The following is a 26,498-nucleotide window of genomic DNA, read 5'->3' on the forward strand; positions in this document are numbered from 1 at the left end:
GCTCGCGGACCATCCGCAGCCTGCCGGAATTAGACCATGAGCGCCTGATCCACGGCCAACCGAGGGTGAGCGCTGGTCCCACTGTCTAAGTGTAAACCACGATGATTGCGCAATCATCATTCGCTTGAATGATTGCGCAATCATAGTAGTATCGAGTCCATTGCCCGGAATCAGAGCCGGCAGGAGTCGTCCGCGACCGCACGGAACAGCTCAACAACCCCAGGAGACAGAAGTGGCAACGGAACCGAACACCGCAAGACGCACCAACGTCCGATGGTTCACCCTTGCGATGATTTTCATCGTCACGGTGTTCAATTACGTGGACCGGGCAACGCTATCGATCGCGGCGCCCAGCATGCGCCACGAGTTGGGCTTCGATGCGTTCACCATGGGCATTGCGTTTTCCGCGTTCGGGTGGGCGTACACGGGCATGCAGATTCCTGGCGGCCTGATCCTGGACCGATTCGGTGCGCGGGTCGTGCTTGGTCTGAGCCTGATCGTCTGGTCGGCGCTGACTTTTGTGCAGGGCTACGTGCATCTGTTCGCGTCCGCGTTCGTTGCGCTGTTCGCATTGCGTTTCCTGATGGGCGTGGCCGAGTCGCCGGCCTTTCCGTGTAACAGCCGTCTCACGGTGATGTGGTTTCCAAGCGCGGAGCGCGGCCTCGCCACGTCTATCTTCCAGTTGGCGCAGTATTTCGCACTGGCTGTCTTTACTCCGGTCATGACCTATACGGTCAGCAAGTGGGGCTGGCACTACGTGTTCTTCACGACGGGAGCGGTCGGCGTGCTGATCGGACTGTGGTGGTTGAAATCTGTGCGGGAGCCGCAGCGCGACCACCGCGTCAACGCGGCCGAGTTGGAATACATCGCAACGGGTGGCGGGCTTCCAGCCATGGGCGACACTCCGCGACCGTTCAAATGGCGCGAGATCAGGTCGATTGCGGCCAACCGCATGATGATCGGGGTTTACATCGGTCAGTTCTGTCTCACGTCGATTACATGGTTCTTCCTGACATGGTTTCCCACGTACCTCATCGAAGCCAAAGGTATGTCGATTCTCAAGGTCGGCGTCGCAGCAGCGATACCCGCGGTGGCTGGGTGCCTCGGAGGCCTCATCGGTGGACTGTGGTCCGACTGGATGCTCAAGCGTGGATTCAGTCTTACGGCAGCGCGAAAGACGCCGATCATCACCGGCCTCGTGTTGTCCAGCACGATCGTCGCGGCGAATTACATCCACTCGACCACGGCTGTGATCCTCGTGATGTCGCTTGCTTTCTTCGCGAAGGGCGTTGGCAATCTCGGATGGTGCATCGTCGGCGACGTCTCGCCGAAACACGCGATGGGCATCAGCGGCGGCATCTTCAATCTCTGCGGCAACCTCGCGAGCATCGTTACGCCACTGGCCATCGGCTGGATGATCAGGAGCACGGGTTCGTTCGAGGTCGCACTCACCTATGTCGCGGCGCTCTCGCTGCTCGGCGCTTTCTCGTATCTGTTCATTGTCGGCAAGCTCAAACGCCTGGAGGAGGGGGAGTCCGACGGGACTTCGCCCAAGAGTGCGCCTGTTACCGGCTTGAACCCACGCCACGGCAACTGACGCCGTGAATCAAGCTCTCTCCCGCAAAGGATAACGTTCATGATCGCTACCAGCTCCCTCGCTTCTGGCGCTTCAAGTGACCAGATCAAATGGATTCGTATTGCATCGACCATTCTCCCGTTGGCCAACCCCATCAGCGATGCCAAGGTCTTGACGGGTCGCCAGAAGCCGATGACGGAAATTGTCATCCTGTTCGTCGAGATCGAAACGGCCGATGGTCATCGCGGTCTCGGTTTCAGTTATTCGAAGCGCGCCGGTGGGCCGGGTCAGTTTGCCCACGCAAAAGAGATTGCGCCCGTATTGCTCGGTGAAGACCCGAGCGACATCGCCCGGCTGTGGGACAAGCTTGCGTGGGCGGGCGCCTCGGTTGGACGCAGCGGTATGGCCGCACAGGCGATCGGTGCATTCGATGTTGCGCTATGGGATCTGAAAGCAAAGCGGGCAAACCTGTCGCTCGCGAAACTGCTCGGCGCACACCGCGATTCTGTGCGTTGCTACAACACGTCGGGTGGCTTTCTCCACACGCCGCTCGACGAGTTGTTGACGAATACGGATGCGTCGCGCGAGAAGGGCATTGGCGGCATCAAGCTGAAGGTGGGCCAGCCCGACTGTGCGCTGGACATTCATCGCGTGCAAACTGTCCGCAAGCATCTGGGCGACACCTTCCCGCTGATGGTCGATGCGAATCAGCAATGGGACCGGCCCACAGCGCAGCGCATGTGCCGCACATTCGAGCAATACAACCTGGTATGGATCGAAGAGCCGCTCGATTGCTACGACGCCGAGGGCCACGCGGCGCTCGCCGCGCAGTTCGACACGCCGATTGCCACGGGCGAGATGCTGACCAGCGTTTCAGAGCATTGGGAGTTCATCCGACAGCGCTCGGCTGATTATCTGATGCCGGACGCGCCTCGCGTCGGCGGTATCACCCCGTTCCTGAAGGTAGCGACTCTAGCCGACCACGCGGGACTGATGCTGGCGCCTCACTTTGCGATGGAACTCCACGTGCATCTTGCAGCCTGCTATTCGCGCGAGCCGTGGGTCGAACACTTCGAGTGGCTCGAGCCGTTGTTCAATGAGCGACTCGAGACCCGCAATGGCCGGATGATTGTGCCGACGCGCCCGGGGCTCGGCTTGACGCTCAGCGATCGCGTTGCCGGCTGGACCGCACAGGAAGCGGAAGTCGGGACCCGCGCGTAAGTTGTTCACGCCAATGTCCCCGCCCAACGTCGGGGACTTGTCTCATGTGTGAATGTACTAGCGGGAGCACGGTAAGCAGGCGCGTCACTGCGTTCAGCTTGGGAGGCGACCATGAACAGGCGTCAAAGATGATGGAGTATTGGAGGAAGCCTGCTGCCGGCTTTGTCACGTTACCAGGGTGGTCGCGTAGAATCGGGAAATGAATAAATCCAGATAGGGTATAGCTGCAATCCTTGCCATCCAACCGGTAGTCAAATTTCCACACCGTCGAACCTGAGACCGACACCCGCAGATACATGGAGTCGCGGTCGCGGATCTTATAGGGCTTGTCTTGCGGTTTGGCGTTCAGCAGCAGCGGGTAGGTTAGCTTCATGGCGTTCTCCTCGACGGACAACTACATGATTTTCACCCGCAATTTACCCGCAAAACTGCCGGAAGCAGGTGGATTACTCTGGGTCGAGTCGGATAGATCTCTATAAACCGGAGGGGCGGCCAGGGCGAATGCGTAGAGCCTCAGCCATTCGCTATAACCCTTTACGAGAAAGCCTCCTGAGCGTTCTATGTACTGCTGCCGGGACGTTTCATAGACCCCCCGAATTGCAAACCACGGCACATGCGGCAAGTCATGATGAACCAGATGATAGTTGTTGTTCAGAAACAGCAGCCTCCAGAACCACGCCGCCTCGTTAATGACAGTGCGATGCTCCGGAGCATGTGCCGCACGATGCTCCTGAAACGAACGAATCGAGCCCAACGACAACGACCCATAACCCGCACCGACGATAAAGGTCCACGCCGGAATTCCGCAACTGCGTTGAAGCCACACGGTCAGTGCGACTAGCGCGGGCAGATGCGCGAGCCACACCGGCACGTCGCGCCAATCGCCGCGTTTGAATTTGTCGAGCGCATCCGCACTCATTGCCGCGATGGAAAAAGCCGGTCCAACCAGCAGACGGCCAATAAACGTATTGCGGAAGGTCAGCAGCGCGCGCATCGCGAAACCCGCGCGTTGCCACACACGCTGACTGACGAAATAGCTCTCGGGATCGCGCTCCGGAAGCGTCAGATGCGGATCGTCGTGATGCTGAAGATGCGAATCACGATAGACGCCATACGGAAACCACACCGCGAGCGGCGCGAATCCCAACAGTGCGTTGAAGTGCGGCGAACGCGTCGGATGGCCGTGCAGCAGTTCATGTTGCAAGGACATGTACCACGTGCCGAACAACGCCAGCAGCGTGGTGGTCAGTGGCAGGCCGAGCACGCGCGCATGTGTTGCCACGCTGAACCATCCACCGTAGATTGTGGCGATCAGCAGCCACGTTGGCCATTGCGTGCGCCATGTCCAGCTTGCAGCCTGTTGAGCGAGTGCGTTGCGTTGCGTGTCGTCGAGGTAAATCGCCATCGGCTGGATCGGTCGGAATGGTGGTTTAGACCGATCCTACTGACCCGTTCACCCGACCAGAACCATTTTGTTCAGCAATGCATCTGCCTGTATGTGCAAAGGCGGGTGCAAAAGCGGGAGGACACATCGCCAGCCCTTATGCAGCGACAGGTCGCCGTCGCCTGGCGTTCAGACGGCCTTACAGGATTCTCGCGGATCCTGTCCGGTTGATCGGCAACAGACGCTCATTCTCCATCCGCCACGCGGCACGCATGATCGAGCAAGCCCTCCGCCGAACCGCTGCCGTTGTCGACATCGAGGCCGCTATTCACGACGAGCCAGCCGTCCTTCTCCGCCGACGGTCCCGCACCGGTCACGAGGATGGTTTGCATGGCCATCGCCGCAGCGTCTTTGTTGTCACGCGCGACAATGCGAAACGGATTGTTCGCCTGAGTGAGCGAGGTGACGCGCATGATCCGGTAGCGTTGGCCGTCGAGCGTATCCCAGCGCCACTCGCCAGGCGTGTCCTTTGCGTGACGCGCGAGGGCGTCGCTCGCCTTGCCTTGCATGCAATCGATATGGATATGCAGCTGGTTTTGCGTGCGGCGGAATGGCGAGTTGATCTCGAGGCCGAGTTGGTTGTCGGGCAGGGTGCGCTTGACCGACTTCTCCACATAGAGCCGCGATACCCACGCGTCGTCCCAGTAGTTTGGTGCATTCGGCGTCAGTACGAACGGGCTTTCTATGCCGGTGACGCGGTCGGTCGGAATCAGCAGATGCTGCGAGCGGCCGACAATGTCCTTCAGGATTGCATAGCGTTTGTCGAGATCGACAATCGTGCATTGGCCCGGCGTGCCGGTGGCCTGTTGCGACGGCACGCAGCGCACATCGACGATTTTCCAGAGCGCGTTCGAATCGACTGCGGCAAGGCGCGTGCATGAGGTGGCGGTGAAGGCGACCGCCAATACCGCAACGGTGCGCACGAGCATGTGCCGAAGGCGGGTGGGTTTGAGCAGGTTCATCGGCATGCGGATCGGCACTTTTTTATCGTAATGTTCAACGGCGTTTTCAACGGCATCTTTAGTGGCGTCTTCAACAGCACTTTCAATGCATCTTCAGCGGCACTTTCAATGCACGCTCAACGGCATCTCCAAAGCCATCAGAGCACCGGCGCCGGCAGCACACCGAGCAATTGCTCGACGGCCACGCCGATCGCCAGCAGCCGCCGGTCCTCGCCGAGCGGGCCATCCAGTTCCAGCCCGACCGGCAAGCCGCCAGCGGTCATTCCCGCCGCCAGCGACAAGCCCGGAATGCCGGACGTGCTGGCCGGGTCGGTATTGCGCAGGAACGCCTCCATCGTATCGAGCGGCGCGGCGCCATCGATCGATACCGTCGACGAGCCGTGCAGGTCGTCGATCGGCACCGCGGCGAGGCGCGTGGTCGGAAACAGCAGCGCATCCAGACGCTCATCCGCGAAAGTCGCTGCGACATACTGCTGCAAGCGCGGCCGCCATTGCTTCAGCGCTGCGTCGTATTGGGCGCCGAGCACGTCGGCGAGGATGTCGTCGTAGATCGCGCGCACGTCCGGGCTCGCGATGCGGGCCGCCATTTCGCTGACCGTCTTGACCGGCGCATTGTTGGCGACGAGCCAGGCGAGGACGTCCGCGCGCGCCTCATGGATCGCGATCGGGCCGCCGACCAGTCCGTTCAAGGTCTCCAGCTCGCTCATCGCGACCGGCACGAAGGTGACGCCCGCCTGTTCGAGGCGGCGCAAGGCGGCACGCGCGACGTCTTCGACCTGCTTTTCGAGGCCTTCCCAGAGCGGTTCGGGAAGGCCGATACGCAAGCCGCTCAGCGCGAGCGCGGGTAACGGTCCTGCACCGGTGATCACGCCGTCGAGCAAAGCGATATCGGCGACCGTGCGCGCCATCGGCCCCACCGTGTCACGCGTATGGCTGATCGGCACGACGGCGTCCGGGTCGTGATAGCGCCGTTCGGCGCCACCGTTACCGACTGACGGACGAAACCCCGCGATACCGGTCAACGCGGCCGGAATGCGAGTCGAGCCGCCGGTGTCGGTGCCCAGGCCCGCGGGCACGATGCGCGCGGCGATCGCGGCGGCGGTGCCGCCGGACGAGCCGCCGGGAATCAGTGTGGGGTCGTACGGGTTGCGCACCGGCCCGGCGTGCGTGGCGAAGTTCGTGCTGGTGATGCCGAACGCGAGTTCGTGCATGTTGGCTTTGCCGAGGACGATCGCGCCGGCATCGAGAAGCCGTTGTACCGAAGGCGCGTTCGTCGCCGGCACGAAACCTTCCAAAGCAGGCGTGCCCGCCGAGGTCTGCAAGCCGGCCGTGTTGATGTTGTCCTTCACGACGATGGGCAAACCGGCGAGCGGCAATGGCGCTTTTGCTGCGGGCGGCAACGCATCGATGCGCTGCGCGGCGGCCAGCGCGCCGTCGAGGTCGAGCGTGGTGAGCGCATTGAGGCTCGAGAGCGACGCCGCGCGTGCCAGCAGCGTGGCCATATAGTCGGCGGCCTTGAGGCGTCCGGACTGGATCGCGGCGACCGCTTCCGTTGCGGTTAGGGCCAACTGTTGATCGACGGTCCATGTCATCGCGGGCGTCTCCTTGAGCTGAGGTGTCGCCTATTCTGGCACAGCCGCCTAAGTATCGACGCCGGGTGGCGCAAGGTGGCCCGCGTTCGCCGGGTTGCCGACGCAGCGCGATCAGCGTGTTGGGGCGTTGCGCGCGCGACCGGCGTGACCGCCTGGGCGCGATCGGACCGGCCTGCCGGCGTTACTTGCGGCTGTCGATCCACATGCGTCCCCAACGGAACGCATAGGCGAGCGCGTGCTCTTCGTCGAAGAAGTAATCGAGTGCGTCGAATGAGTAGGCCTGGCCCTGGCTTGCAGACGTTTTCTCGATAGTCAGGTTGGCGGCGAACAGGCCGTTGGGCAGTCGTTGTGCAGCCGGTGCGACTTCGTAGCCCTTGTAGCGGATATGTGGATTCATGATCGTGGCAGTGAGTATGCCCGCGTGTGTTGCTAAAGAGCCGGTGCGCGGGACACAACCCTGTGCGTCGGGCAACCGGTGGGTGAGCGGGCAGGATCAAGCGTAGGCCGCGCCACGCAGCGGGTGAACCAATCTTTCGTCGTAAGCAAATCAGCGAGGTTCGGGAACGGTCTTCAGGAGGCCGGATCGGACCATAGTCGCAGCGTTCGAACACACTATCCGGCGTTGCGGGCGAATGGTCTGTTGTGTGGCGCACGGTTTGGGCGAGCGGACGCGCGAGCGCGTTCGAACGCGCACGGCGGGGCTTGGGTCGGCCTTGAAAGTATCTTTCGGGGATGCTGCGGTTGACACGGAACCGGGGTAGGCGCATCTGTGCGCCGGATGGTTCGGCGAGGCAGCGGGATGCTTGCCGCCTCTGTGCGGGCGCGGGTGCGTCGGGGACCGCAAGAGCGGATCCCCGGCGCCGTATGCGAAGGCGCTAACCGCTAAACCGCTAAACCGCGTGCAGCAATCGGGCGGGTTGCGCTTCCTTGACTGCATTGCCGATCGGCGCGGCCGTCGGCGTGCGATGCGCGTTGAACGCCAGGGCGAATTGCGCGGCCTGATGGCCGACCGTGGCGAGCTGATCGACGACCTTGGCGTCGGAACAGGTGTCGACGGTGTCGAAACGCGTTTCCAGCGTGTTGATCCCGGCGCCGAACGGCGTCGGCCAGCCGCGCAATGCGTGGACGATCGAGCGCAGCGAAGTCAGCACCGAGCCGGCCGCCTGCCAGCCATAAGCGGTGACGATGCAGCCGACCGCGCGGCCATCCAGATACGGCCGTTCGTCGGCGCGCAGCTCCTCGAGCGTGTCGAGCGCGTTCTTGACGAGGCCCGAGACGCCGCCGTGATAGCCGGGCGTCGCGATGATCAGCGCGTCCGCATGGCGCACGGCCTCGATCAGTTCCAGCTGCTCGGCGGTGCGTTGAGGGTTTTCCGGCGCGTAGTGGGGCAGGCTATGCAGGAAGGTGCCGCCGAACAGCCGGGTAGTCGCGCCCGCGGCTTCCGCGCCGCGCAGCGCAAAGCCGAGCGCGCGCTCGGTCGACGAGGCCGCGCGTGTCGTGCCGCCGATGCCGATGACAAGCGGGCGGCGGTGATGATCGAAACTGGTCAACGAAATGCTCCTTCGGTAGCGGCTCACGGAACGCTGGCGCGGGGTTGCGCGAGAGACGAACCGGGGCGAACCGGACTTTGAAGTGTCATCTTAATGACCGCCGCGACCCGGGCGAAGCGACTTTTTGTTCTAACGATATAACCGCGCGAGGTTATCGGCGGCCCGGCGGGCTGTCCGGCGGATGTTTCGAAACCCTCGACACCTTCGAAACCAGCAGGCCGCCCTGTGCAATGCAGTTGAGGCGGCGCCGGATAAGCATATGGCGAACCATTGTTTGGGGGCGCGACGACACGCGGCTATGATCGAGTCGTCTCCTCCATGACATCTCCTTGACATGGGACTCGGCCTCGCTACGACAGTGGCGGGGCCTTTTTTTCGTCTGGTCCTTTCAGTGGCGCAGGCGCTCGCCGCTTCACGATCAAGCCGTTTGTTGCATGCTACGATGGTCCGCGACGCGATTCACGGCGAGGCGAACAAGCAATGGCAACCCTATATGACACGCTCGGCGTGCACACGCACGCCACGGACGAAGAAATCAAGCGGGCCTACCGCAAGGCCGCGATGAAATGGCATCCGGATCGCAACAGCGGCGCCGAGGAAGTGGCGCGTGCCACCTTCCAGGAAATCAAGGACGCGTACGCGATCCTCTCCGACGCCGCGCAGCGCAAGGTCTATGACGCGGTCTATGCCGAGCAGATGCGCGGCTGGGAAGCGCAGCACGCGCGCCGGCAAAAAGCCCAGGCCGAACGCGAGGCGGCGGCGCGTGCCGCGGACGAAGCGGCCTATGCCGAGATGGTGTCGCTCGCCATGCGTTTCGCCGACGAGGGCCACAATCGCGACGTCCTGTTCGGTGTGCTGCTAGGACGTCGATGCGAGGCGCAGCGGGCCGCGCAGATCGCCGATAGCGTCGCGGCCCTGCAGGCGTCGCGGCGAGCGGCTGAGAAGGCGGAGGCCGACGCCGAGGCGGCGACAGAAGCGGTGGACGTCCCCGACGTTTCAGCGAAAGCGGAGGCGGCGACCGCGAACAACGGTGCCGCCAGCCACGGCGCGCCAGGCCAGCACGGCAACCCCGGCAACCCCGGCAAGCGCGAAGAAAGTGCCGGCGACGCGCATCCGGCCGGCGTGCTGGGCGGACTCTGGTTCCAGTTTCTCAACGGCTTGCGGTTTTGAGCAGAAGGTTATGGCCGGTAGACCCGAGACGTAGACCGAATTGATATAGAGAGCGGCCTTCAGCGTGGGGATATCCGCTTCTAGAATCAAAACAGGTCCGTGACATGTGTCGTTCGAGCGTCGAAGTGAAGTGACGGCTCTTCATTGCCGCGCCTGCGGGTGGCGGACGCATCAGCATGTCGGGCACAGGCTTGCACGTGTGCCCGCTGCTCCTCTCCTTGTCGCTGACTTTTCTTTCCCCGCGAAAGACCCGCTTCGCTTGACCTCCACGCTGCAGTTCCGAGAGGCACGACGGCCATGGTTACTTTCATTTTTGTCGTTGCGGTGGCGGCGTTTATCCCGTACGTCGCAGCGCCCGGCATTGCGAACGGCGTCAAGGCAATCAGCGCGCAACCCGCGGCGATGCTGTTCGAAACTTCACCGGCGGCATCCGGCAGTGCGAGCGACGCCGCGAACCGGATCGTGTCCGAGCCGCGCGACAGTCAGGCTTCCGTCTGATGAGACGCCGGGGCCCAGCTGTCAGCATGTTGAAAGATTTGGCCTGACGCTGCTACACTTTCCCGCCAATTCGGCGCGCGATACCCGTGGCTTGACGGTCCTCGTGCAAATTCTTGTGGCGCAACAAATTACGTCATCGTAGTGTCACCAAGGCGCAAGACTGGGCCGGCAAAATTGCAGATAGCATAGAAAGCGATAAAAACACGGGGTGAGCGTGACCAGAAAATACAAGGTGCTGTTTCTCTGTCGCGAGAATTCAGCACGCAGCATCATTGCCGAAGCTTTACTGCGCGAACTGGCTGGACACCGGTTCGAAGCGTTCAGCGCGGGGCCGGAGCCGGCCACGCGCGTCCATCCCATTGCGATCGCGCAACTGCAACCCGGTATCTCGGATCTGGGCGTGCTCAGTCCGAAAAGCTGGCTGGAATTCACCGGCGAATGGGCGCCGCGCATGGATCTCGTCATCGCGATGGACGAGTGCGTCGCCGGGCATCATGCGCCGCGCTTTCCCGGAGAACCTTCGTTGTGTCGCTGGATCTTTGCCGATCCGCTCGCAGACGGCATGCTCGAGCCGGAGCGAGTGCGTTTGTTTGAAAAGGTGTTCTGGCAAATCGTCCGGCAGGTGAGCATGTTTATCGAATTGCCGCAGTACGCGGCGCCGCCGGCTCGCACCGGCGACGCATCGTGCGCATCGATGAGCGAAACGATCCCTGCCATACAGTGCAACGTGTGAATGACCCCCGGCGCATCAACCGGCTGAGCGACGCCTGACGCGCGATGCGGGGGGCGATTCACTGCGCGGCTTTCGGGGGCTTCATTGCGCCGTTGGACGGCATCGGGTGCATCAGGCATTCAGGTCGGTGCCCGCTATTTCGGCATCAGCACCTTGTCGACCACCATGATCACGCCGTTGCTTTGGTAGACGTCGTAGGTGGAGATGTCAGCGGTGTGGCCCGCCGCGTCGGCGACGACGATATTGCGCGGTCCGTTTTCCGTGAAGGTGAGCATCGCGCCGTTGACGGTCCTGATTGACGCCTTGCCGCCACCGGCCTTGATCGCCGAGTCCAGTTTGTTGAAGTCGTAACGGCCCGGGAGCACGTGATAGGTGAGGATGCTGGTGAGCGTCGCCTTGTTTTCAGGCTTGACGAGCGTGTCGACCGTGCCGGCCGGCAATGCCGCAAACGCTTCGTTGGTCGGCGCGAAAACGGTGAACGGGCCCGCACCCTTGAGCGTATCGACGAGGCCCGCCGCTTTGACCGCGGCGACGAGCGTGGTGTGATCCGCGGAATTGACCGCGTTGTCGACGATGTCCTTGCTGGGGTACATCGCCTGTCCGCCGACGACGACCGTTTCACCTGCAGCGAATGCGCAGGAGGCGGCAATCGACAAAGCCGCGGCGGCAAAAAACAATTTCCCTTTCATGACCGGTCTCCACAAACACAACGCGTGATTGCGTTGCTTGACCGGATATACGGTGAGTTCAGGCGTCCGGATGCAAACCGTTGGCGCACGAGTGCCCTTCGCCAGCGTGAGCGGCGCGTGCGGGCCCGCATCGACGAACGTGTCGAAACGGTTGTTGCCACCAGAAAAGTACGGAGTGAAGCCTCGGGGCTATGCCTGGGCTTATGGCTGGGTTTATGTCTTTACGCTGGCAGTTCGGCAATCAGACGGTTTAGCGGTTGTTCGAGCGCGCAAGCGGACTTCCCGCGAACGGGTCGTTTAACCAATCCACCTGTTTTCTCGGCTGCGGGGCGGGTGCCGGCGTGGCCGATAATTCGAAGTGGTCGATTGATTGCCCTGCGCTAATTGCCTGTTTAAGCCATTGGGGCATTTCACCCTGGCCATCCCAGCTATCTCCCGTTGCGCTGCGGTAGCGTTCAGCCTTTTGCCCCTTCGGTTCGGCCGCCAGCGCGGCGGCGAGGTCTTCTGGTTTGATACCAAACTCTTCCATGCGGTGGCGGAGATACGCAATCATGCTATCTCGCTTCCTTTCGTCCATAAGATATTCGTCCTTCTAAAGCGTCCGGCGTTCTGTCAATTACAGATTGCAAGGGGAAGCCGCGAAAGCATTGAACCCATGTCGATGGGGCCCGCTCGCGGTAGGGTTATTGATCGAAGGAAATTCCAGTGACAGCGTCAAAAAAACGTCGCCCCAACTATTGCAGTACAGCACATGCCCAACAAGGCCGCTCATAAGGCTGACTGTGCCAATCAGTGAATATTCAAGCGCTCCGCCGCGCGGCAGGTACGGCTGGATAAGCCCTACGGCCGCAATGGAAAAAACGGTGATGACAATGCAATGATTGCGAACAGTCGGTCTCATGTCCACCACGCTCCGTCTCTCGCCGGTTTCTCGCGCGGGGCCGATTTTTGTGCGTTATGTCAGCATCATAGCGCACTGTTCGGGCAACGCACGCACCGGCCCGGGTGATTTTGTTGCCGCATGGTCCGGATCGGGCGGCGACCGGCTCCGCTCACGCCGCCCGCACTGCCGGGATTGAAATCCTGAGCGTCCGACCTATAACGAAACAGCAGAGCAACAATCTGCGTTTCCAGCCTGGTGGCGACCGGTTCCGGCAAGCCGCCCATGCGCGCCCGACATCGGTTTCAGGGCTGGCAACTATTTACTCGTTTAGTTCGGTGACTCGCCGCAGCAGTCCCGCATAGGCATTCGCCCGTCCGTCAGTTCGATTTGATGACACGACGTTTTTTCGCGGATTACTTCTTTTTGAAGGAGATGAGCGCTGCTGCGCCGGATTCGAGGAGTCTGGACATGAAACTACGTTTATTGACGGCGTTGGCAAGCGCCGCTCTGATTCTGGCGCCGAGCACGGCCGGCGCACTGGACAGCCAGCAGGGGAGCGCCGTGTCGGGCCGGACGCTCATGCAGAACGCAAACGAATCAGTGCAGGACACCACCGACATGTCGTTTGGTGACAGCGTGCGGACCGCGATGCCGGCTGGGCAACCGATGCAGAACGTTTCCTATGGCGGGGTGACGGCAGGCGCGACGGATGCGGGAGGCCGACAGGAGCGGCCGTGCGCCGCCGGCGTGCAATGCAGAATCTATTTTGGCCAATAGCCGACCCGCGGTTCAGCAGGCGGTGGGGGAGCAGAACTCACCGCCTCGAACTCCAGCCGCGCCGCTGCCCCCCGATTGAAATACCCACACGCCCGACTGCAATTTTACGGGGCCGCCAGCCGGAGACTTAATCCGACGTTAAGGCGTATTCCATTCAGGTTTTCACCCGCTGCATTTCCCGATCGCAATCATGAGCAGGCCAATACCGCCTGTTTTTCATTCATGATTTGCGGTCCGCGATTTGATTGGTCCGGCGTCAGTGCGTCCGTTTCCGCACATCCTGACTTTCAGCGGAGCGGGATGCATGCTTCGTCATATTGTCCGCCGGTAACATGCCCGGCAAGGCCTCCACGAAGAAGTCCGCCTGCAAGGCAGCCCCGGCCTGCACGTCGTACTGTGCAAAGTCGCGCACACCGGCTGCCAGCAGAACTTCGTCGTCGAGGAAGAAGTTTCCCGAACACGTTTTGGCAGGGCGCGTCAGGATATGGTGGGCCGCGTCGGCGACGATCTCGGGCGTGCGGCACGCTGCAATCATTTCCTTACCGCCAATCTCGTTTCGCACGGCGTCGGTCGCGATAGCCGTTCGAGGCCATAGTGAATTGACGGCGATACCGCGCTCTTTAAACTCGCCGGCTAGCGCAAGGGTGAACAGGCTCATCGTGTATTTTGCAATGGCGTATGCCGGAAAGTCGCTGAACCATTTTGCGTCCTGGACCAATGGCGGCGACAGCGTGAGGATGTGCGGGTTCGGCGAGTTGAGGAGGTGCGGCAGGCACGCCTGCGCGCACACGAACGTGCCTCTGCCGTTGACCCCGTGCATCAGGTCATACCGCTTGACGGGTGTGTCGAGCGTGCCAGTCAGTCGAATGGCGCTGGCATTGTTCACCAGAATATCGATGCCGCCAAACCGGTCAACAGTCTCGGCAACGGCCGCTTTCACACGCTCTTCGTCGCGAATATCCACGACGAGCGGGAGCGCTTTGCCACCCGCAGCTTCAACAGCGGCAGCCGCCGTATAAATCGTCCCCTCGAGACGCGGGTCCGGGTCGGCCGTCTTTGCGGCAATCACGACATTTGCGCCGTCGCGTGCGGCTCTAAGTGCAATCGCAAGTCCGATGCCGCGACTGCCACCGGACATGAAAAGTGTCTTGCCAGCAAGGCTCATGGTCGTCTCCCGATGATTTGAAGAAGCATACGCTTCCGCAGTCATCGGCGTGCATGGGGAGGCAGACGCGGTGACTCGGGGGTCGCAGGACCACTGCGCGAACTGGCGTGTCACGCCGAACTTCAAGGGCGGGTTCTTGCCTACTTTCTTCCATTTGCCGCCGAGCATGGCATTCAGTGTCCGCCTAACGGGCAACGGCAGGGGAGCCCTGCGCACCTTCGTTCACACCGTTCGCTGGATACAGGACCGAGGATGTAAAAGTCTGGAAACCTGGCTCCCAGATTGGAATTGCACTGTCGACGGCGAACATTCCGTGTCCGTCTCGTCCAAACGGCTGTTCAATAACCAGTTGTCCCTGACCACCCGCAGCCTGAAAAGCGCTGAACCACGTTCGAACGACATCCGGGGAAAAATACATATCGTTCTGGACGTAGTGCCAAAGGACCGGAATGTGAGTGGTAGACGCGAAGTGGCCTATCGCTTCGGACATTCGTTCAGGCGCGCAAGGGTCGCCCGGGTTTGTGGCGGGACGTCCGCCACGTCCGCCCGAGAAATTGACGACAGCGATGACGCCCTTGGGAGCGTAGCTGGCGGCCGCAAGCGACGCGAATCCGCCAGCGGATTGACCCACCAGGATCACACGGTCCTTGTCGATTTGCGGAAGCTTGTCCGCGAAGGCGATCGTCGCGAGCAGGTCCTCGGCGGCCGCACTACCCGCGGCCACGAAGTCAGGTCGTTTGCATGAGCCCGTGTCTTCGGCGAACGCACCGCCGGTCGCACCATATCCCCGCCGGATCGGAACGATAACGGCGAAACCCAGCCGTACAAACTCGCGAATCTGCGTCAGCTTGCGATAACGGCCGACCTTTACCCGGTCATGCGCGTTGGGTGGGTTGCCGTGACTGAGGACGATGAGGGGAAACGGGCCGGCGCCATCAGGCATGTAGGTCGTCGCGACGATGTCACGCTGGCTGGTACCGAAGAATCCTTTCTCCGTCATCGGCACCGCCACGACGGTCTCATGCAAGTCAGTCGCTACGGCGTCTGACTCCGCCGCGGTTGCCGGACAACGCCACAACGCGAGAATCGCCGAGCAGACAAACATTCCAATACTGCGCAATTTCTTGTTGTTCATATTGCCCTTGAGGGACGGTTGCCGGCGTTGCTTGAGGATGCTGCGACTGCCATGCGCGATCGGCTCCTGCTCCCGGCCCGGTACCGGCACGGGTTGCGCATTTTGTCACATTGAACATATCGGCACAGAGGTCGAGCGACTGAAGGCCGGTCTATCGCGCAGTCCCACAGCCGGCTAACCGATCGAGCGTCACGCATGCCGATCCGCTTTTGTTATCGACCCCTCCAATACACGGATTGTTAGCGCATCGCACCGCTCGTATATTTGCTGAACGAAAGCACGGACAGCAGAAATACAACAACTGAAAGGCAAGCCGCTTCGGCCTGCCACAGGAGCACAGCGATGAATCGAATCGATCTGGAGGGGCGCGTTGTCGCCATTACCGGCGGTGCGCGCGGCATTGGCTACGCCGTGGCTCAACGGGCGTTGAACTCGGGCGCGTCGGTCGCGCTATGGGACATCGATGCCGAGCGCCTCGCGCGCAGCGAGCGCGAACTCAGCGAACTGGGCAAGGTAACGGCCGTTACGGTCGAACTCACCCAGGAAGCCTCAGTGGCTCAGGCGGTGGCGCAAACGGTCGCCGCCCATGGCGCGATCGACGTGCTGATCAACTGCGCCGGCATCACCGGCGGCAACGGCACGACGTGGGAACTGGACCCCGAAGTCTGGCGCCGCGTGATCGACGTGAATCTGATCGGCCCGTATCTCACCTGCCGCGCGGTCGTGCCGCACATGCTCGAGCGGGGCTATGGCCGGATCGTCAATATCGCGTCGGTGGCGGGCAAGGAGGGCAACCCGAACGCCTCGCACTACAGCGCCTCCAAAGCCGGGCTTATCGGCTTGACCAAATCCCTCGGCAAAGAACTTGCGACGAAGAACATCCTCGTCAATGCGGTCACGCCCGCAGCGGCCAAAACGGAGATTTTCGATTCGATGTCGCAGCAGCATATCGACTACATGCTCTCGAAGATTCCAATGAACCGGTTCCTGTTGCCGGAAGAAGCGGCGTCGCTGATTCTCTGGCTCTCCTCCGAAGACTGCGCGTTCAGCACCGGTTCAGTATTCGATCTGTCCGGCGGCCGCGCCACCTACTGAGTCGCCACGCACCGCGCCCGCCAGGCGCATTTCTGGCTGCACGCTCGATGCACCCATAACGGAGCCCTTTTCATGGCCATGCCTACTATCCGGCACGTGCGTGCCTTCATCGTCCGCGGCGGCGGTGCGGACTATCACGATCAACCCGGCGGACACTGGATCGACGATCACATTGCCACGCCGATGGCGCGTTATCCGGAGTATCGCCAGAGCCGCCAGTCGTTCGGTATCAATGTGCTCGGCACGTTGGTCGTGGAGATCGAAGCGAGCGACGGCACGGTCGGTTTCGCGGTGACGACGGGTGGCGAGATCGGCGCGTTCATCGTCGAGAAACATCTCGCACGCTTTCTCGAAGGTCAGCTCGTTACCGACATCGAGAAGATGTGGGATCAGATGTATTTCTCGACGCTGTACTACGGTCGCAAAGGCGTGGTGCTGAATACGATCTCGGGCGTCGATCTCGCCCTATGGGATTTGCTCGCGAAAGTCCGCAAGGAGCCGGTGTACCAGCTATTGGGCGGCCCGGTGCGTGACGAACTCGTGTTCTATGCAACTGGCGCGCGTCCGGATCTCGCGAAGGACATGGGATTTATCGGCGGCAAATTGCCGTTGCAGCATGGTCCCGCTGAAGGCGAAGCGGGTCTCAGGAAAAATCTGGAGAAGCTCGCCGAGATGCGTAGCCGTGTTGGCGACGACTTCTGGCTGATGTATGACTGCTGGATGAGTCTCGACGTACCGTATGCAACTCGGCTCGCGCAGGCGGCGCACGAATACGGTCTGAAGTGGGTCGAAGAGTGCCTGCCGCCGGACGACTACTGGGGTTACGCCGAACTGCGCCGTAACGTGCCGCGCGGCATGATGGTGTCGACCGGCGAGCATGAAGCGACGCGCTGGGGTTTTCGCATGCTGCTGGAGATGCAGTGCTGCGATCTGATTCAGCCGGATGTGGGCTGGTGCGGCGGCATCACCGAACTCATCAAGATCTCCGCGCTCGCCGACGCCCACAATGTGTTGGTGGTGCCGCACGGTTCGTCGGTGTATAGCTACCACTTCGTCGTCACACGGCACAACTCGCCGTTCGCCGAGTTTCTGATGATGGCGCCAAAGGCGGATGAAGTCGTGCCGATGTTCACGCCACTGCTGCTCGATGAACCGGTTCCCGTGAATGGACGGATGAAAGTGCCGGACACGCCGGGCTTCGGTGTGCGGCTCAATCCGGAATGCGCGCTGGTGCGGCCTTATCCGCGCTGAATACGCTTTGAAGGTCAGGTAAGGGCGGACTCGAGCCGCAACACATCGTATCGATCCAGCCAACAGGAGAATGACGTGCTGCTCAAGGACAAGGTCGTGATCGTGACCGGCGGCTCGCGTGGCATCGGCCGTGCGATAGCCGTTGCGTGCGCAACCGAAGGCGCGGACGTGGCGATCAACTACTGGGGCGACAACGACGCATCGTATGGGCGCCGTTCGGCCGTCGCGGAAGTGGTCGCCGAGATCGAGGCGCTGGGGCGGCGCGTGATCGCGATCGAGGGCAACGTCGCCGCGCGAGAGACTGGCCAGGACCTCGTTCGCCACGCCGTCGAAGCCTTCGGTAAAGTCGACGTGCTCGCGAGCAATGCCGGCATCTGCCCGTTTCACGCGTTTCTCGACATGCCGCCCGACGTACTGGAGTCGACGGTGGCCGTCAATCTGAACGGCGCGTTCTATGTCACGCAGGCCGCCGCGCAGCAGATGAAAGCGCAGGGCACGGGTGGCGCGATCGTGGCGACGAGCTCGATCAGCGCCCTGGTGGGCGGCGGCATGCAAACCCACTACACGCCGACCAAAGCCGGTGTGCATTCGCTGATGCAGTCATGCGCGGTGGCGTTGGGGCCGTACGGCATTCGCTGCAATTCGGTGATGCCCGGCACGATCGCGACCGACCTCAACGCCGAAGATCTCGCCGACGAAGCGAAAAAGGCCTACTTCGAAAAGCGCATTCCGTTGGGCAGGCTGGGCCGCCCCGAAGACGTTGCCGACGGTGTGGTATTCCTTGCCTCCGATCGCGCGCGGTATGTAACAGGCGCCGCGCTGCTGGTGGACGGCGGCCTGTTCGTCAACTTGCAGTAACGCGCGATGCCTACGTCACGATGGTGCCATCAACTAACCGGCGCGGATACGATCACAGGCACTGTCGCCATCGAGGCGGAATCGTCGCGTGCGAGCTTGCGCGAGAAGCCGCGCAGCAAATCGATAAAACGCAGCGCGGGTTCGGCGAGGGCTTCTTCCTTGCGCGTGAGAATGCCAAAGCCGGCGAGGCTCTTGCCGATTTCGAGCGGCAGCGCGACCAGCAGCTTGCCGCGCACATGATCGCGTACCACCGACTCGGGCAGCATGGCCACGGCGTCGTAATTCTCGAGCAATTGCAGCGTGGCGAAGATCGACGCGCATTCGGTCAGGTTGACCGGCGTCGCGAGACCCGCACGCGCGAGTTCCTCTTCGAACAGCACGCGCGCCGGACTGGTAACCGGCTGCGCCACCCACGGCCAGCCGATCAGCTCCCACAACGTGATGCGCTCGCGCTGCGCCAGCGGATGCACCGAACGCACCACCAGCAGCAACGTTTCGCGTGCGAGCGGCTCGAAACTGAAATCGTTGTGTTGCAACGGACTGGTCAGTCGTCCCAGCGCGAGATCGATCTCGCGGCGATGCAGCAATTGCACGACCTGGTCGCTGGTTTCGCCAAGAATGCGCACGTTCAGCAGAGGGCTTTCGGTTTTCAGGGCGGCGACCGCCATGGCCAGCAGATCGGGGGCGGCGCCCATGATGGCGCCGACGGTCAACTGTCCATGGCCGCCGCGGCGTTTGACGTCGAGGTCTTCGGCAAAACGGGTCAACTCGGCGAGTGCGCGCCGCGCATACGCCAGCGTGACCACGCCGAGCGGCGTCGGCGTCATGCCGCGTGCGTTGCGCTCGAACAGCAGGAAGCCGAACGCTTCCTCGATGTCGCCTAGCATGCGGCTCGCGCTGGGTTGCGCGACGTTGATCGCTTCGGCGGCTTGATGGAGATTGCGCGCGTCGTCGAGCGCGACGAGCAATGCGAGGTGTTTGAACTTGAGCCGGTTGACGAGTGCGACGGCAGCTGAATGTTGGCTCATGGTTCCAGTGCGATTCGGTTTGTGGATCGCCCAATCCCAACAACGGATTGAGATGCTATCGACGCAGGAATTATAGTCGTATCAGACGCTTCTCTGGAAAGCGCTCCGATACGACGGGAGACAGGCCGCAATGGAAACAATCGCTTTCCGGATGGTGCTCAACCCCGGCATGCGCGAGGAATACGAACGACGTCATGCGCAAATCTGGCCCGAGCTGGTTGATGCATTGCACAACGCCGGCGTGCGTGACTACCGAATCTACTTCGACGCCGAATCGCATCACCTTTTCGCCATTCTGACGCGGACCACGAATCACACGATGAACGCGCTGCCGCAACTCGACGTGATGCGCAAATGGTGGGTGTACATGGCCGACATCATGCAGACGGCCCCTGACCATACGCCGCTTCAGCAACCGCTGGAGCCGCTCTTTCATCTGAGTCATCTGAATTCGCCTGGTTCATTGAGCGGCTGATGTTGCTCTGACGTTGCTGACTGTGCTTGCCCAATGGGCGGAGGGTGTCGCATGCAGGTTGTCGATTCGCATATCCATCTGTGGGATCTGAAGACGCATCGCTATCCGTGGCTGGAGAACCCGGGCGTGTCGTTCGTGGGCGACGCGCGCGATTTGAAGCACGACTATCTGCTCGACGATCTGCTCGGCGAGGCGGGCGATATCGACGTGCTGAAACTGGTGCACGTGGAAGCGAATCACGACCCCGCCGATCCGGTCGAGGAAACCCGCTGGTTGCAATCCATTGCGGATCGTCCGGCGTCGCGCGGCATGCCGAATGCGATTGTCGCGGGCGTGGACCTCTCCGCGGCGAACGCACCGGAACTGCTCGAGGCGCATGCGTCGTTTGCCAATACGCGTGGCATCAGGCAGATCCTGAACGTGCACGAGAACACGTTGTTCGATTACGTGGGCCGTCATTTCATGCGCGAGCCACGGTGGCGCGAACATTTTGCATTGCTGCGGCGTTACGACATGTCGTTCGATCTGCAACTGTATCCGTCGCAGATGGAGGAGGCGGCTGCGTTGGCGCGCGCGCACGGCGATACGATTTTCATCGTCAACCATGCGGGTATGTTCGTGGACCGCAGCAGCGTTGCCGGATATCGCGCGTGGCGTGACGGCATGCGAATGCTCGCCGGTTGCAGGAACGTCGCGGTGAAGATCAGCGGACTCGCCATGTTCGATCATCGGTGGACGGTCGAAAGCCTGCGGCCGTATGTGCTTGAGACGATCGATACGTTTGGCGTCGAACGCGCGATGTTCGCGTCGAACTTTCCGGTGGATCGGTTGTTCGGCTCTTACCAGGATTTGTGGCGCGCGTATGCGTCGATCGTCGACGGCGCGAGCGATGCTGAAAAAGAAGCGCTGTTCTGCCGTAACGCGGAGCGCTTCTATCGCATCTGACATCTCGCACCTGAGGCATTCCCGACAGCAAAAAAGAAGGAGACACGTAGTGCAGCAATCCCCATCCGCTGTGCCCAGGCTCGAACTGCGGCACGCGAGCAAGTCATTCGGCCGGGTCCGTGCATTGTCCGACGGCGATCTCGCGTTGTGGCCGGGCGAAGTGCATGCGTTGCTCGGCGAAAACGGCGCGGGCAAATCGACGGTCGTGAAGATCCTCGCGGGCGTGCATCAGCCGGATACCGGCGAGCTGCTGGTCGATGGCGTGGCGCGCCGCTTCGCAACGCCGGCCGAAGCGCGCGACGCGGGCCTGGCGGTGATCTATCAGGAGCCGACGCTGTTCTTCGATCTTTCGATCGCGGAGAACATCTTCATGGGACGGCAGCCGGTCGACCGGATCGGCCGTATTCAGTACGACGCCATGCGCCGCGAGGTGGACGGTTTGCTGGCCTCGCTCGGGGTGGATCTGCGCGCCGATCGACTGGTGCGCGGTCTGTCGATTGCCGATCAGCAGGTGATCGAAATTGCGAAGGCGCTGTCGTTGAACGCGAACGTGCTGATCATGGACGAGCCGACCGCCGCCTTGTCGCTGCCCGAGGTGGAGCGGCTCTTTGCGATCGTGCGCAAGCTGCGCGAACGCGATGTGGCGATTCTGTTCATCACGCACCGTCTCGACGAAGTGTTCACATTGACGCAGCGCGTGACGATCATGCGCGACGGCGCAAAAGTTTTCGATGGGCTCACCGCCGATCTCACCACCGAATCCGTCGTCGCGAAGATGGTGGGCCGCGATCTGGAAACGTTCTATCCCAAGGCCGACCGGCCACCGGGCGAAGTGCGCCTGTCAGTGCGAGGACTCACGCGCGTGGGCGTTTTCAAGGACATTTCCTTCGACGTCCGCGCCGGCGAGATCGTCGCGCTGGCGGGGCTCGTCGGCGCGGGCCGCAGCGAGGTCGCACGCGCGATTTTCGGCATCGACCCGCTCGACTCGGGGGAGATTTCGATTGGCGGCAAGCGGCTCGCCGCCGGCAGTCCGGCCGCCGCGGTGCGCGCGGGTCTCGCGCTGGTGCCGGAGGACCGCCGCCAGCAAGGGCTGGCACTGGAGTTGAGCATCGCGCGCAATGCCGCGATGACGGTGCTCGGGCGCCTGGTCAAACATGGCCTGATCTCCACGCGAAGCGAAACGCAGCTCGCCAATCAGTGGGGCACGCGTCTGCGCCTCAAGGCGGGCGACCCGAATGCGCCGGTCGGCACGCTTTCCGGCGGCAATCAGCAGAAGGTCGTGCTGGGCAAGTGGCTCGCCACCAATCCAAAGGTCCTGATCATCGACGAACCCACGCGCGGCATCGACGTCGGCGCGAAGGCCGAGGTCTATGGCGCGCTGGCGGAGCTGGTGCGCGACGGCATGGCCGTGCTGATGATTTCGAGCGAACTGCCGGAAGTGCTTGGCATGGCCGATCGGGTACTGGTCATGCACGAGGGACGTATCAGCGCGGACATAGCGCGCGCCGAAGCCGACGAAGAGCGCATCATGGGCGCCGCGCTCGGCCAACCGATTCCACCGTTGGGGAACGCCGCATGATGCGCCATTCTTCGACCCATCCCGCGCCGGTTCAGGCGTCGGTCCCCAAGCGCGCAGGCAGCGCACCGGGCGGCTTTGTCGCGGGCATTGCCAAGAGCCGCGAGACGACCCTCTTTGTCGTGCTGCTTCTGCTGATCGTGGGCACGGGGCTCGCGAAACCGCAGTTTCTGAATCTGCAGAATCTGCGTGACGTGCTGCTCAATGTGTCGATCATCAGCTTGCTGACAGCCGGCATGACCGTGGTGATCCTGATGCGGCATATCGATCTGTCGGTGGGGTCGACCGTCGGCATCAGCGCGTATGCGGTCGGCAGTCTGTACGTTGCGTTTCCGCATATGCCGGTGATCGTGGCGCTGCTGGCCGGTCTGGCGATCGGTCTGGTTGCGGGCAGCATCAATGCGTTGCTCGTGGCCGTGGGGCGCGTGCCGTCGCTGGTGGCGACACTCTCCACGCTCTACATTTTTCGCGGCGCGGATTACGCGTGGGTGCACGGCGGCCAGATCAACGCAACCAGTTTGCCCGATGCGTTTTCCCGCCTTGCCACCGGCACGTTCTTCGGCATACCGACGCTCGCGCTGATCGCGATCGTCGCGCTGGCCGGTCTGGCTGTCTATCTGAAGCAGTTTCGCGGCGGGCGCGAGCACTATGCGATCGGCTCGAATCCGGAGGCGGCGCGGCTGGCCGGCGTGAACGTCGAACGTCGCGTGATGGCGGGTTTTCTGCTGTCCGGTGCGATTGCCGGTTTCGCGGGCGCATTGTGGCTGGCGCGCTTCGGGACGGTCGATGCCAGCACCGCGAAGGGCATCGAATTGCAGGTCGTTGCCGCCGCCGTGGTGGGCAGCGTGGCGATCACCGGCGGTGTGGGCACCATCCTCGGCGCCACGCTCGGCGCGCTCGTGCTGGGCGTGATCAGTATCGCGCTGGTCGTGTTGCACGTCTCGCCGTTCTGGGAGCAGGCGATTCAGGGCGCGCTGATCGTCGCCGCGATTACCGCCGACACCTTGCTGGCCCGCTCCGTCGCCAAACGCATGATGAGGAAACGCGATCATGGCTAAACCCGATTCCGCGCTGCTCACGCGCAAACGCGAAACGCCGCTGCAATGGGAAGTGTTGCTGGTCGTCGTGCTGGCTCTGTCGCTCGCGCTCGGGCGCTTGTTGTCGCCGGTGTTTCTCACTGGTGCGAATGTCAGCAACATCCTCGCCGATCTGACCGAGATCGCGCTGATGGCACTGCCCATGACACTGATCATCGTCGCCGCGGAAATCGACCTGTCGGTGGCATCGGTGTTGGGGGCGTCCAGCGCGCTGATGGGCGTGCTGTGGCACATGGGCCTGCCGATGCCGGTCGTGATCGTGCTGGTGTTGATCGCCGGTGCGCTGGCGGGGCTGCTGAACGGCCTCGTGATCGTCAAGCTCAATCTGCCTTCGCTCGCGGTCACGATCGGCACGCTGGCGCTGTTTCGTGGCCTCGCCTATGTGCTGCTCGGCGACCAGGCAGTCGCGGATTTTCCGGCGGGGTACACCGCCTTCGGCATGGACACGGTCGGCGCGACCTTCATTCCCTTGCCTTTTGCGATCGTGATCGTCGGCGCGGTGCTGTTTACCGTGCTGCTGCAGTCCACCGCATTCGGCCGCAGTCTCTATGCAATCGGTGCGAATCCGACGGCGGCGGCTTTCTCCGGTATCGAAGTCGCGAAGATCAGGCTGCGGTTATTCGTGCTGTCCGGCGCGATGAGCGCGCTGGCGGGCGTTGTCTACACGCTGCGGTTCACCAGCGCGCGCGGCGACAACGGCGAAGGCTTCGAATTGTCCGTGATCGCGGCGGTGCTGTTCGGCGGTGTGAGTATTTTCGGCGGACGCGGTTCGATGTTTGGCGTTCTGCTTTCGCTGCTGATTATCGGCGTGCTGAAAAACGCGCTGACGCTCGACGATGTGTCGAGCGAGACGTTGACGATTGTCACCGGCGTGCTGCTGCTGGCATCGGTGCTGATTCCCAATCTGGTCGCGCGCTGGCGTGCGGCGCGCGACCGGCGTTTCATCGCGAAGTCCGCTTCTTCTTTATAACGTTCCCTTAAAACCGGCTCGACAAGAAATACCCAATATCCAACACCCAATACCGACAACCCGGACAGCATGTCGTCCAACAACAAGTCAGGAGACACCTCATGTTCAATCCTCTAGGCCAGACCGGCAAGACTGCACTCTGCATTGCCTTAGTCGCGATCAGTTGCGCCGCGTCCGCGGCGGGACTGAAAAGCGGTCTGAAGATTGCCTTCGTGCCGAAGCAGATCAACAACCCCTATGAAGTGATTGCCGACGACGGCGGCCTGGCCGCGATCAAGGAGTTCAGCGGTGTGGGCAAGGTGGTGGGGCCGTCGGATGCGGGCGCATCGTCGCAAGTGCAATACATCAACACGCTGATCACGCAGCGGCAGGACGCGATCGTGATCGCGGCCAATGACGCGAACGCGGTCGTGCCCTATCTGAAGAAAGCGATGTCGCAAGGCATCAAGGTCGTGACTTTCGATTCCGACACGGCGCCTGAAGGCCGTCAGCTTTTCGTCAACCAGGCGAACGCCGAGGGCATCGGGCGGGGACAGATCCAGCTGGTCGCGAAACTGATGGGCGGCGAGGGCGAGTTCGCCGTGCTGTCGGCCACACCTAACGCGACGAATCAGAATACGTGGATCAAGTGGATGCAGGAGGAGTTGAAAAAGCCCGAGTACTCGAAAATCAAGCTCGTGAAAATCGCGTACGGCAACGATGACGACCAGAAGTCATTCGTCGAGACGCAGGGTTTGCTGCAGGCGTATCCGAATCTGAAGGCGATCGTGGCGCCGACGACAGTGGGCATTGCAGCGGCGGCGCGTTATATATCTTCGTCGTCGAGCAAGGGCAAGGTGCAGGTGACCGGCTTGGGCACGCCGAATCAGATGCGTGCGTTCGTGAAGAACGGGACCGTCAAGGCGTTCCAGTTGTGGGACCCGAATCAGCTCGGCTATCTGGCGGCCTATGCGGCAGCGGCGCTTTCTTCGGGAACGATTGCCGGCAAGGAAGGCGAATCGTTCGATGCCGGCAAGCTCGGCAAGCGCACGATCGGCCCGCAAGGCGAAATCATTCTCGGACCGCCGACCACGTTCGACGCGAGCAATATCGACAGCTTCAATTTCTAGCCAGGGAGCCGCATGCCGCCAGGCACGGCGTACGGCGCGAGCTTTACGACCTATACTATGAATCGGTAAATCGACCGTGGGCGTGGCGAGTCCGAACGGCTATCGTGAGTGAGCGCCGTCCGGACAGCGGACGGTCATTGACGTCGGCAGTTGACGGTCGCCGTTTTCGGCGAGAACGAAGGCGAGCAGTCGGAACGGATGCCGTACACGCAAACAAATCCCTGCTTGGAGGTGCATGATGATCGGAATGACGTGGCTTGTTGTGGCAGACGGAGGCCGTGCACGTGTTTTCCAGACGCCGGGGCTCACGATCGACTTGCTAGAAAAAGACAGTCTTATCAACACCGAATATACCGGCACGATGCTGACCGAAAAGGGCCGCGAGAAATTCGCAAAGCGCGTGGCCCAGCATCTGGAGGCAGGCCGGCTCCATCAACTCTACAATCGGCTAAGACTTGCCATCGAGCCAAAATTTCTCGGCATGGTCAAAGCGGATCTCAGCGAGGAAACCCGTCGATTGATATTCGAGCAAACCAGCGAGGATTGGTCGACGCTCAATGCCCGGGAAATCGAGGCGCGCCTGCGGCGGCACTGAACTGCTGCCCTGACTCACCACACTGAGTCACCGCCCTGACTCACCATCACTATTCGCTCGGCGAAGCCGCCTTGGCCACGGATCGTGGCCAGGGCGGGTTTGTG

At 62.0% G+C, this 26,498-nt stretch carries 27 protein-coding genes; 16 read left to right on the forward strand and 11 right to left on the reverse strand.

The genetic code is table 11. The annotated features are described in order from the left end of the window. Positions 1-289: 289 nt before the first annotated feature. Both DSC91_RS05340 and DSC91_RS05345 read left to right on the forward strand, forming a co-directional pair. Complete coding sequence (locus tag DSC91_RS05340) at positions 290-1,597, forward strand: MFS transporter (protein WP_115779701.1); 1,308 nt, start codon at positions 290-292, stop codon at positions 1,595-1,597. Positions 1,598-1,636: 39 nt separating this feature from the next. Beyond that, entirely contained in the window at positions 1,637-2,797 is a 1,161-nt protein-coding gene (locus tag DSC91_RS05345; protein ID WP_115777164.1) for an L-talarate/galactarate dehydratase, read from the forward strand. Here DSC91_RS05345 and DSC91_RS37365 read toward each other — a convergent pair. The 6 genes from DSC91_RS37365 to DSC91_RS05370 form a co-directional block, all read right to left on the reverse strand. Next, a complete protein-coding gene (locus tag DSC91_RS37365; RefSeq protein ID WP_162831340.1) occupies positions 2,739-3,170 on the reverse strand; it encodes an Arm DNA-binding domain-containing protein in 432 nt (143 codons plus the stop codon). The genes DSC91_RS05345 and DSC91_RS37365 overlap by 59 nt on opposite strands. Positions 3,171-3,191: 21 nt before the next feature. Continuing rightward, entirely contained in the window at positions 3,192-4,202 is a 1,011-nt protein-coding gene (locus tag DSC91_RS05350) for a fatty acid desaturase (protein ID WP_115777165.1), read from the reverse strand. Positions 4,203-4,426: 224 nt separating this feature from the next. After that, positions 4,427-5,170 (reverse strand): CDP-diacylglycerol diphosphatase, encoded by a 744-nt coding sequence (locus DSC91_RS05355; RefSeq protein ID WP_229758248.1) that lies wholly within the window; start codon positions 5,168-5,170, stop codon positions 4,427-4,429. Positions 5,171-5,340: 170 nt separating this feature from the next. After that, complete coding sequence (gene iaaH, locus DSC91_RS05360; protein ID WP_115777166.1) at positions 5,341-6,795, reverse strand: indoleacetamide hydrolase; 1,455 nt, start codon at positions 6,793-6,795, stop codon at positions 5,341-5,343. A gap of 181 nt (positions 6,796-6,976) precedes the next feature. Continuing rightward, positions 6,977-7,192, reverse strand: coding sequence for a transcriptional regulator (locus DSC91_RS05365; protein WP_115777167.1), 216 nt, complete (start codon positions 7,190-7,192; stop codon positions 6,977-6,979). Positions 7,193-7,685: 493 nt separating this feature from the next. Beyond that, a complete protein-coding gene (locus tag DSC91_RS05370) occupies positions 7,686-8,345 on the reverse strand; it encodes an NADPH-dependent FMN reductase (protein ID WP_115777168.1) in 660 nt (219 codons plus the stop codon). A gap of 480 nt (positions 8,346-8,825) precedes the next feature. On the opposite strand from DSC91_RS05370, the gene DSC91_RS05375 reads away from it, so the two are divergent. From DSC91_RS05375 to DSC91_RS05385, 3 genes are all read left to right on the forward strand, one after another. Beyond that, positions 8,826-9,515: a J domain-containing protein gene (locus DSC91_RS05375; protein ID WP_115777169.1), complete on the forward strand. Its 690-nt coding sequence runs from the start codon at positions 8,826-8,828 to the stop codon at positions 9,513-9,515. Between the two features lie 297 nt (positions 9,516-9,812). Beyond that, positions 9,813-10,013: a hypothetical protein gene (locus tag DSC91_RS05380; RefSeq protein ID WP_115777170.1), complete on the forward strand. Its 201-nt coding sequence runs from the start codon at positions 9,813-9,815 to the stop codon at positions 10,011-10,013. Positions 10,014-10,227: 214 nt separating this feature from the next. After that, positions 10,228-10,746 (forward strand): arsenate reductase/protein-tyrosine-phosphatase family protein, encoded by a 519-nt coding sequence (locus DSC91_RS05385; protein WP_115779703.1) that lies wholly within the window; start codon positions 10,228-10,230, stop codon positions 10,744-10,746. Between the two features lie 134 nt (positions 10,747-10,880). Here DSC91_RS05385 and DSC91_RS05390 read toward each other — a convergent pair whose 3' ends face one another. Together DSC91_RS05390 and DSC91_RS05395 are read right to left on the reverse strand one after the other, a co-directional pair. Further along, entirely contained in the window at positions 10,881-11,435 is a 555-nt protein-coding gene (locus DSC91_RS05390) for a fasciclin domain-containing protein (protein ID WP_115777171.1), read from the reverse strand. Positions 11,436-11,685: 250 nt separating this feature from the next. Next, entirely contained in the window at positions 11,686-12,012 is a 327-nt protein-coding gene (locus DSC91_RS05395; RefSeq protein ID WP_115777172.1) for an H-NS family nucleoid-associated regulatory protein, read from the reverse strand. 774 nt (positions 12,013-12,786) lie between these two features. On the opposite strand from DSC91_RS05395, the gene DSC91_RS05400 reads away from it, so the two are divergent. Then, a complete protein-coding gene (locus DSC91_RS05400) occupies positions 12,787-13,095 on the forward strand; it encodes a hypothetical protein (RefSeq protein WP_115777173.1) in 309 nt (102 codons plus the stop codon). Positions 13,096-13,351: 256 nt separating this feature from the next. Here DSC91_RS05400 and DSC91_RS05405 read toward each other — a convergent pair whose 3' ends face one another. Together DSC91_RS05405 and DSC91_RS05410 are read right to left on the reverse strand one after the other, a co-directional pair. Next, a complete protein-coding gene (locus DSC91_RS05405) occupies positions 13,352-14,260 on the reverse strand; it encodes an SDR family oxidoreductase (protein ID WP_115777174.1) in 909 nt (302 codons plus the stop codon). 184 nt (positions 14,261-14,444) lie between these two features. After that, the gene (locus DSC91_RS05410) at positions 14,445-15,395 is read right to left on the reverse strand and encodes an alpha/beta hydrolase family protein (RefSeq protein WP_162831341.1); all 951 of its coding nucleotides are present in this window, start codon (positions 15,393-15,395) and stop codon (positions 14,445-14,447) included. A gap of 342 nt (positions 15,396-15,737) precedes the next feature. Here DSC91_RS05410 and DSC91_RS05415 point away from each other — a divergent pair, with 342 nt between their 5' ends. The 3 genes from DSC91_RS05415 to lra1 all read left to right on the forward strand — a co-directional run bounded on the left by DSC91_RS05415 (position 15,738) and on the right by lra1 (position 18,599). Then, positions 15,738-16,490 (forward strand): SDR family NAD(P)-dependent oxidoreductase, encoded by a 753-nt coding sequence (locus DSC91_RS05415; RefSeq protein WP_115777176.1) that lies wholly within the window; start codon positions 15,738-15,740, stop codon positions 16,488-16,490. 72 nt (positions 16,491-16,562) lie between these two features. Beyond that, the gene (gene rhmD / locus DSC91_RS05420; RefSeq protein WP_115777177.1) at positions 16,563-17,741 is read left to right on the forward strand and encodes an L-rhamnonate dehydratase; all 1,179 of its coding nucleotides are present in this window, start codon (positions 16,563-16,565) and stop codon (positions 17,739-17,741) included. A 75-nt stretch (positions 17,742-17,816) separates the two neighbouring features. Continuing rightward, complete coding sequence (gene lra1 / locus DSC91_RS05425) at positions 17,817-18,599, forward strand: L-rhamnose 1-dehydrogenase Lra1 (RefSeq protein ID WP_115777178.1); 783 nt, start codon at positions 17,817-17,819, stop codon at positions 18,597-18,599. A 29-nt stretch (positions 18,600-18,628) separates the two neighbouring features. Here the strand turns inward: lra1 and DSC91_RS05430 are convergent, their stop codons facing one another. Beyond that, positions 18,629-19,627: a LysR family transcriptional regulator gene (locus DSC91_RS05430; protein ID WP_115777179.1), complete on the reverse strand. Its 999-nt coding sequence runs from the start codon at positions 19,625-19,627 to the stop codon at positions 18,629-18,631. 130 nt (positions 19,628-19,757) lie between these two features. Between DSC91_RS05430 and DSC91_RS05435 the strand changes: the two genes are divergently transcribed. The 7 genes from DSC91_RS05435 (at position 19,758) to DSC91_RS05465 (ending at position 26,394) form a co-directional block, all read left to right on the forward strand. Beyond that, on the forward strand, positions 19,758-20,102 hold the full coding sequence (locus DSC91_RS05435; RefSeq protein WP_115777180.1) for an L-rhamnose mutarotase: 345 nt from the start codon (positions 19,758-19,760) through the stop codon (positions 20,100-20,102). A gap of 51 nt (positions 20,103-20,153) precedes the next feature. Further along, the gene (locus tag DSC91_RS05440) at positions 20,154-21,047 is read left to right on the forward strand and encodes an amidohydrolase family protein (protein WP_115777181.1); all 894 of its coding nucleotides are present in this window, start codon (positions 20,154-20,156) and stop codon (positions 21,045-21,047) included. A 49-nt stretch (positions 21,048-21,096) separates the two neighbouring features. Continuing rightward, entirely contained in the window at positions 21,097-22,626 is a 1,530-nt protein-coding gene (locus DSC91_RS05445; RefSeq protein WP_115777182.1) for a sugar ABC transporter ATP-binding protein, read from the forward strand. Further along, positions 22,623-23,681, forward strand: a complete 1,059-nt coding sequence (locus tag DSC91_RS05450; RefSeq protein WP_115777183.1) for an ABC transporter permease — start codon at positions 22,623-22,625, stop codon at positions 23,679-23,681. The genes DSC91_RS05445 and DSC91_RS05450 overlap by 4 nt, the downstream gene beginning before the upstream one ends. Beyond that, positions 23,674-24,690: an ABC transporter permease gene (locus DSC91_RS05455; protein WP_115777184.1), complete on the forward strand. Its 1,017-nt coding sequence runs from the start codon at positions 23,674-23,676 to the stop codon at positions 24,688-24,690. The genes DSC91_RS05450 and DSC91_RS05455 overlap by 8 nt, the downstream gene beginning before the upstream one ends. 101 nt (positions 24,691-24,791) lie before the next feature. Continuing rightward, complete coding sequence (gene rhaS, locus DSC91_RS05460) at positions 24,792-25,799, forward strand: rhamnose ABC transporter substrate-binding protein (RefSeq protein WP_115777185.1); 1,008 nt, start codon at positions 24,792-24,794, stop codon at positions 25,797-25,799. A gap of 235 nt (positions 25,800-26,034) precedes the next feature. Beyond that, the gene (locus DSC91_RS05465) at positions 26,035-26,394 is read left to right on the forward strand and encodes a host attachment protein (protein ID WP_229758233.1); all 360 of its coding nucleotides are present in this window, start codon (positions 26,035-26,037) and stop codon (positions 26,392-26,394) included. Positions 26,395-26,498: the final 104 nt, after the last annotated feature.

Origin of the sequence: Paraburkholderia caffeinilytica (assembly GCF_003368325.1) — a bacterium.
GTDB classification, from domain to species: domain Bacteria; phylum Pseudomonadota; class Gammaproteobacteria; order Burkholderiales; family Burkholderiaceae; genus Paraburkholderia; species Paraburkholderia caffeinilytica.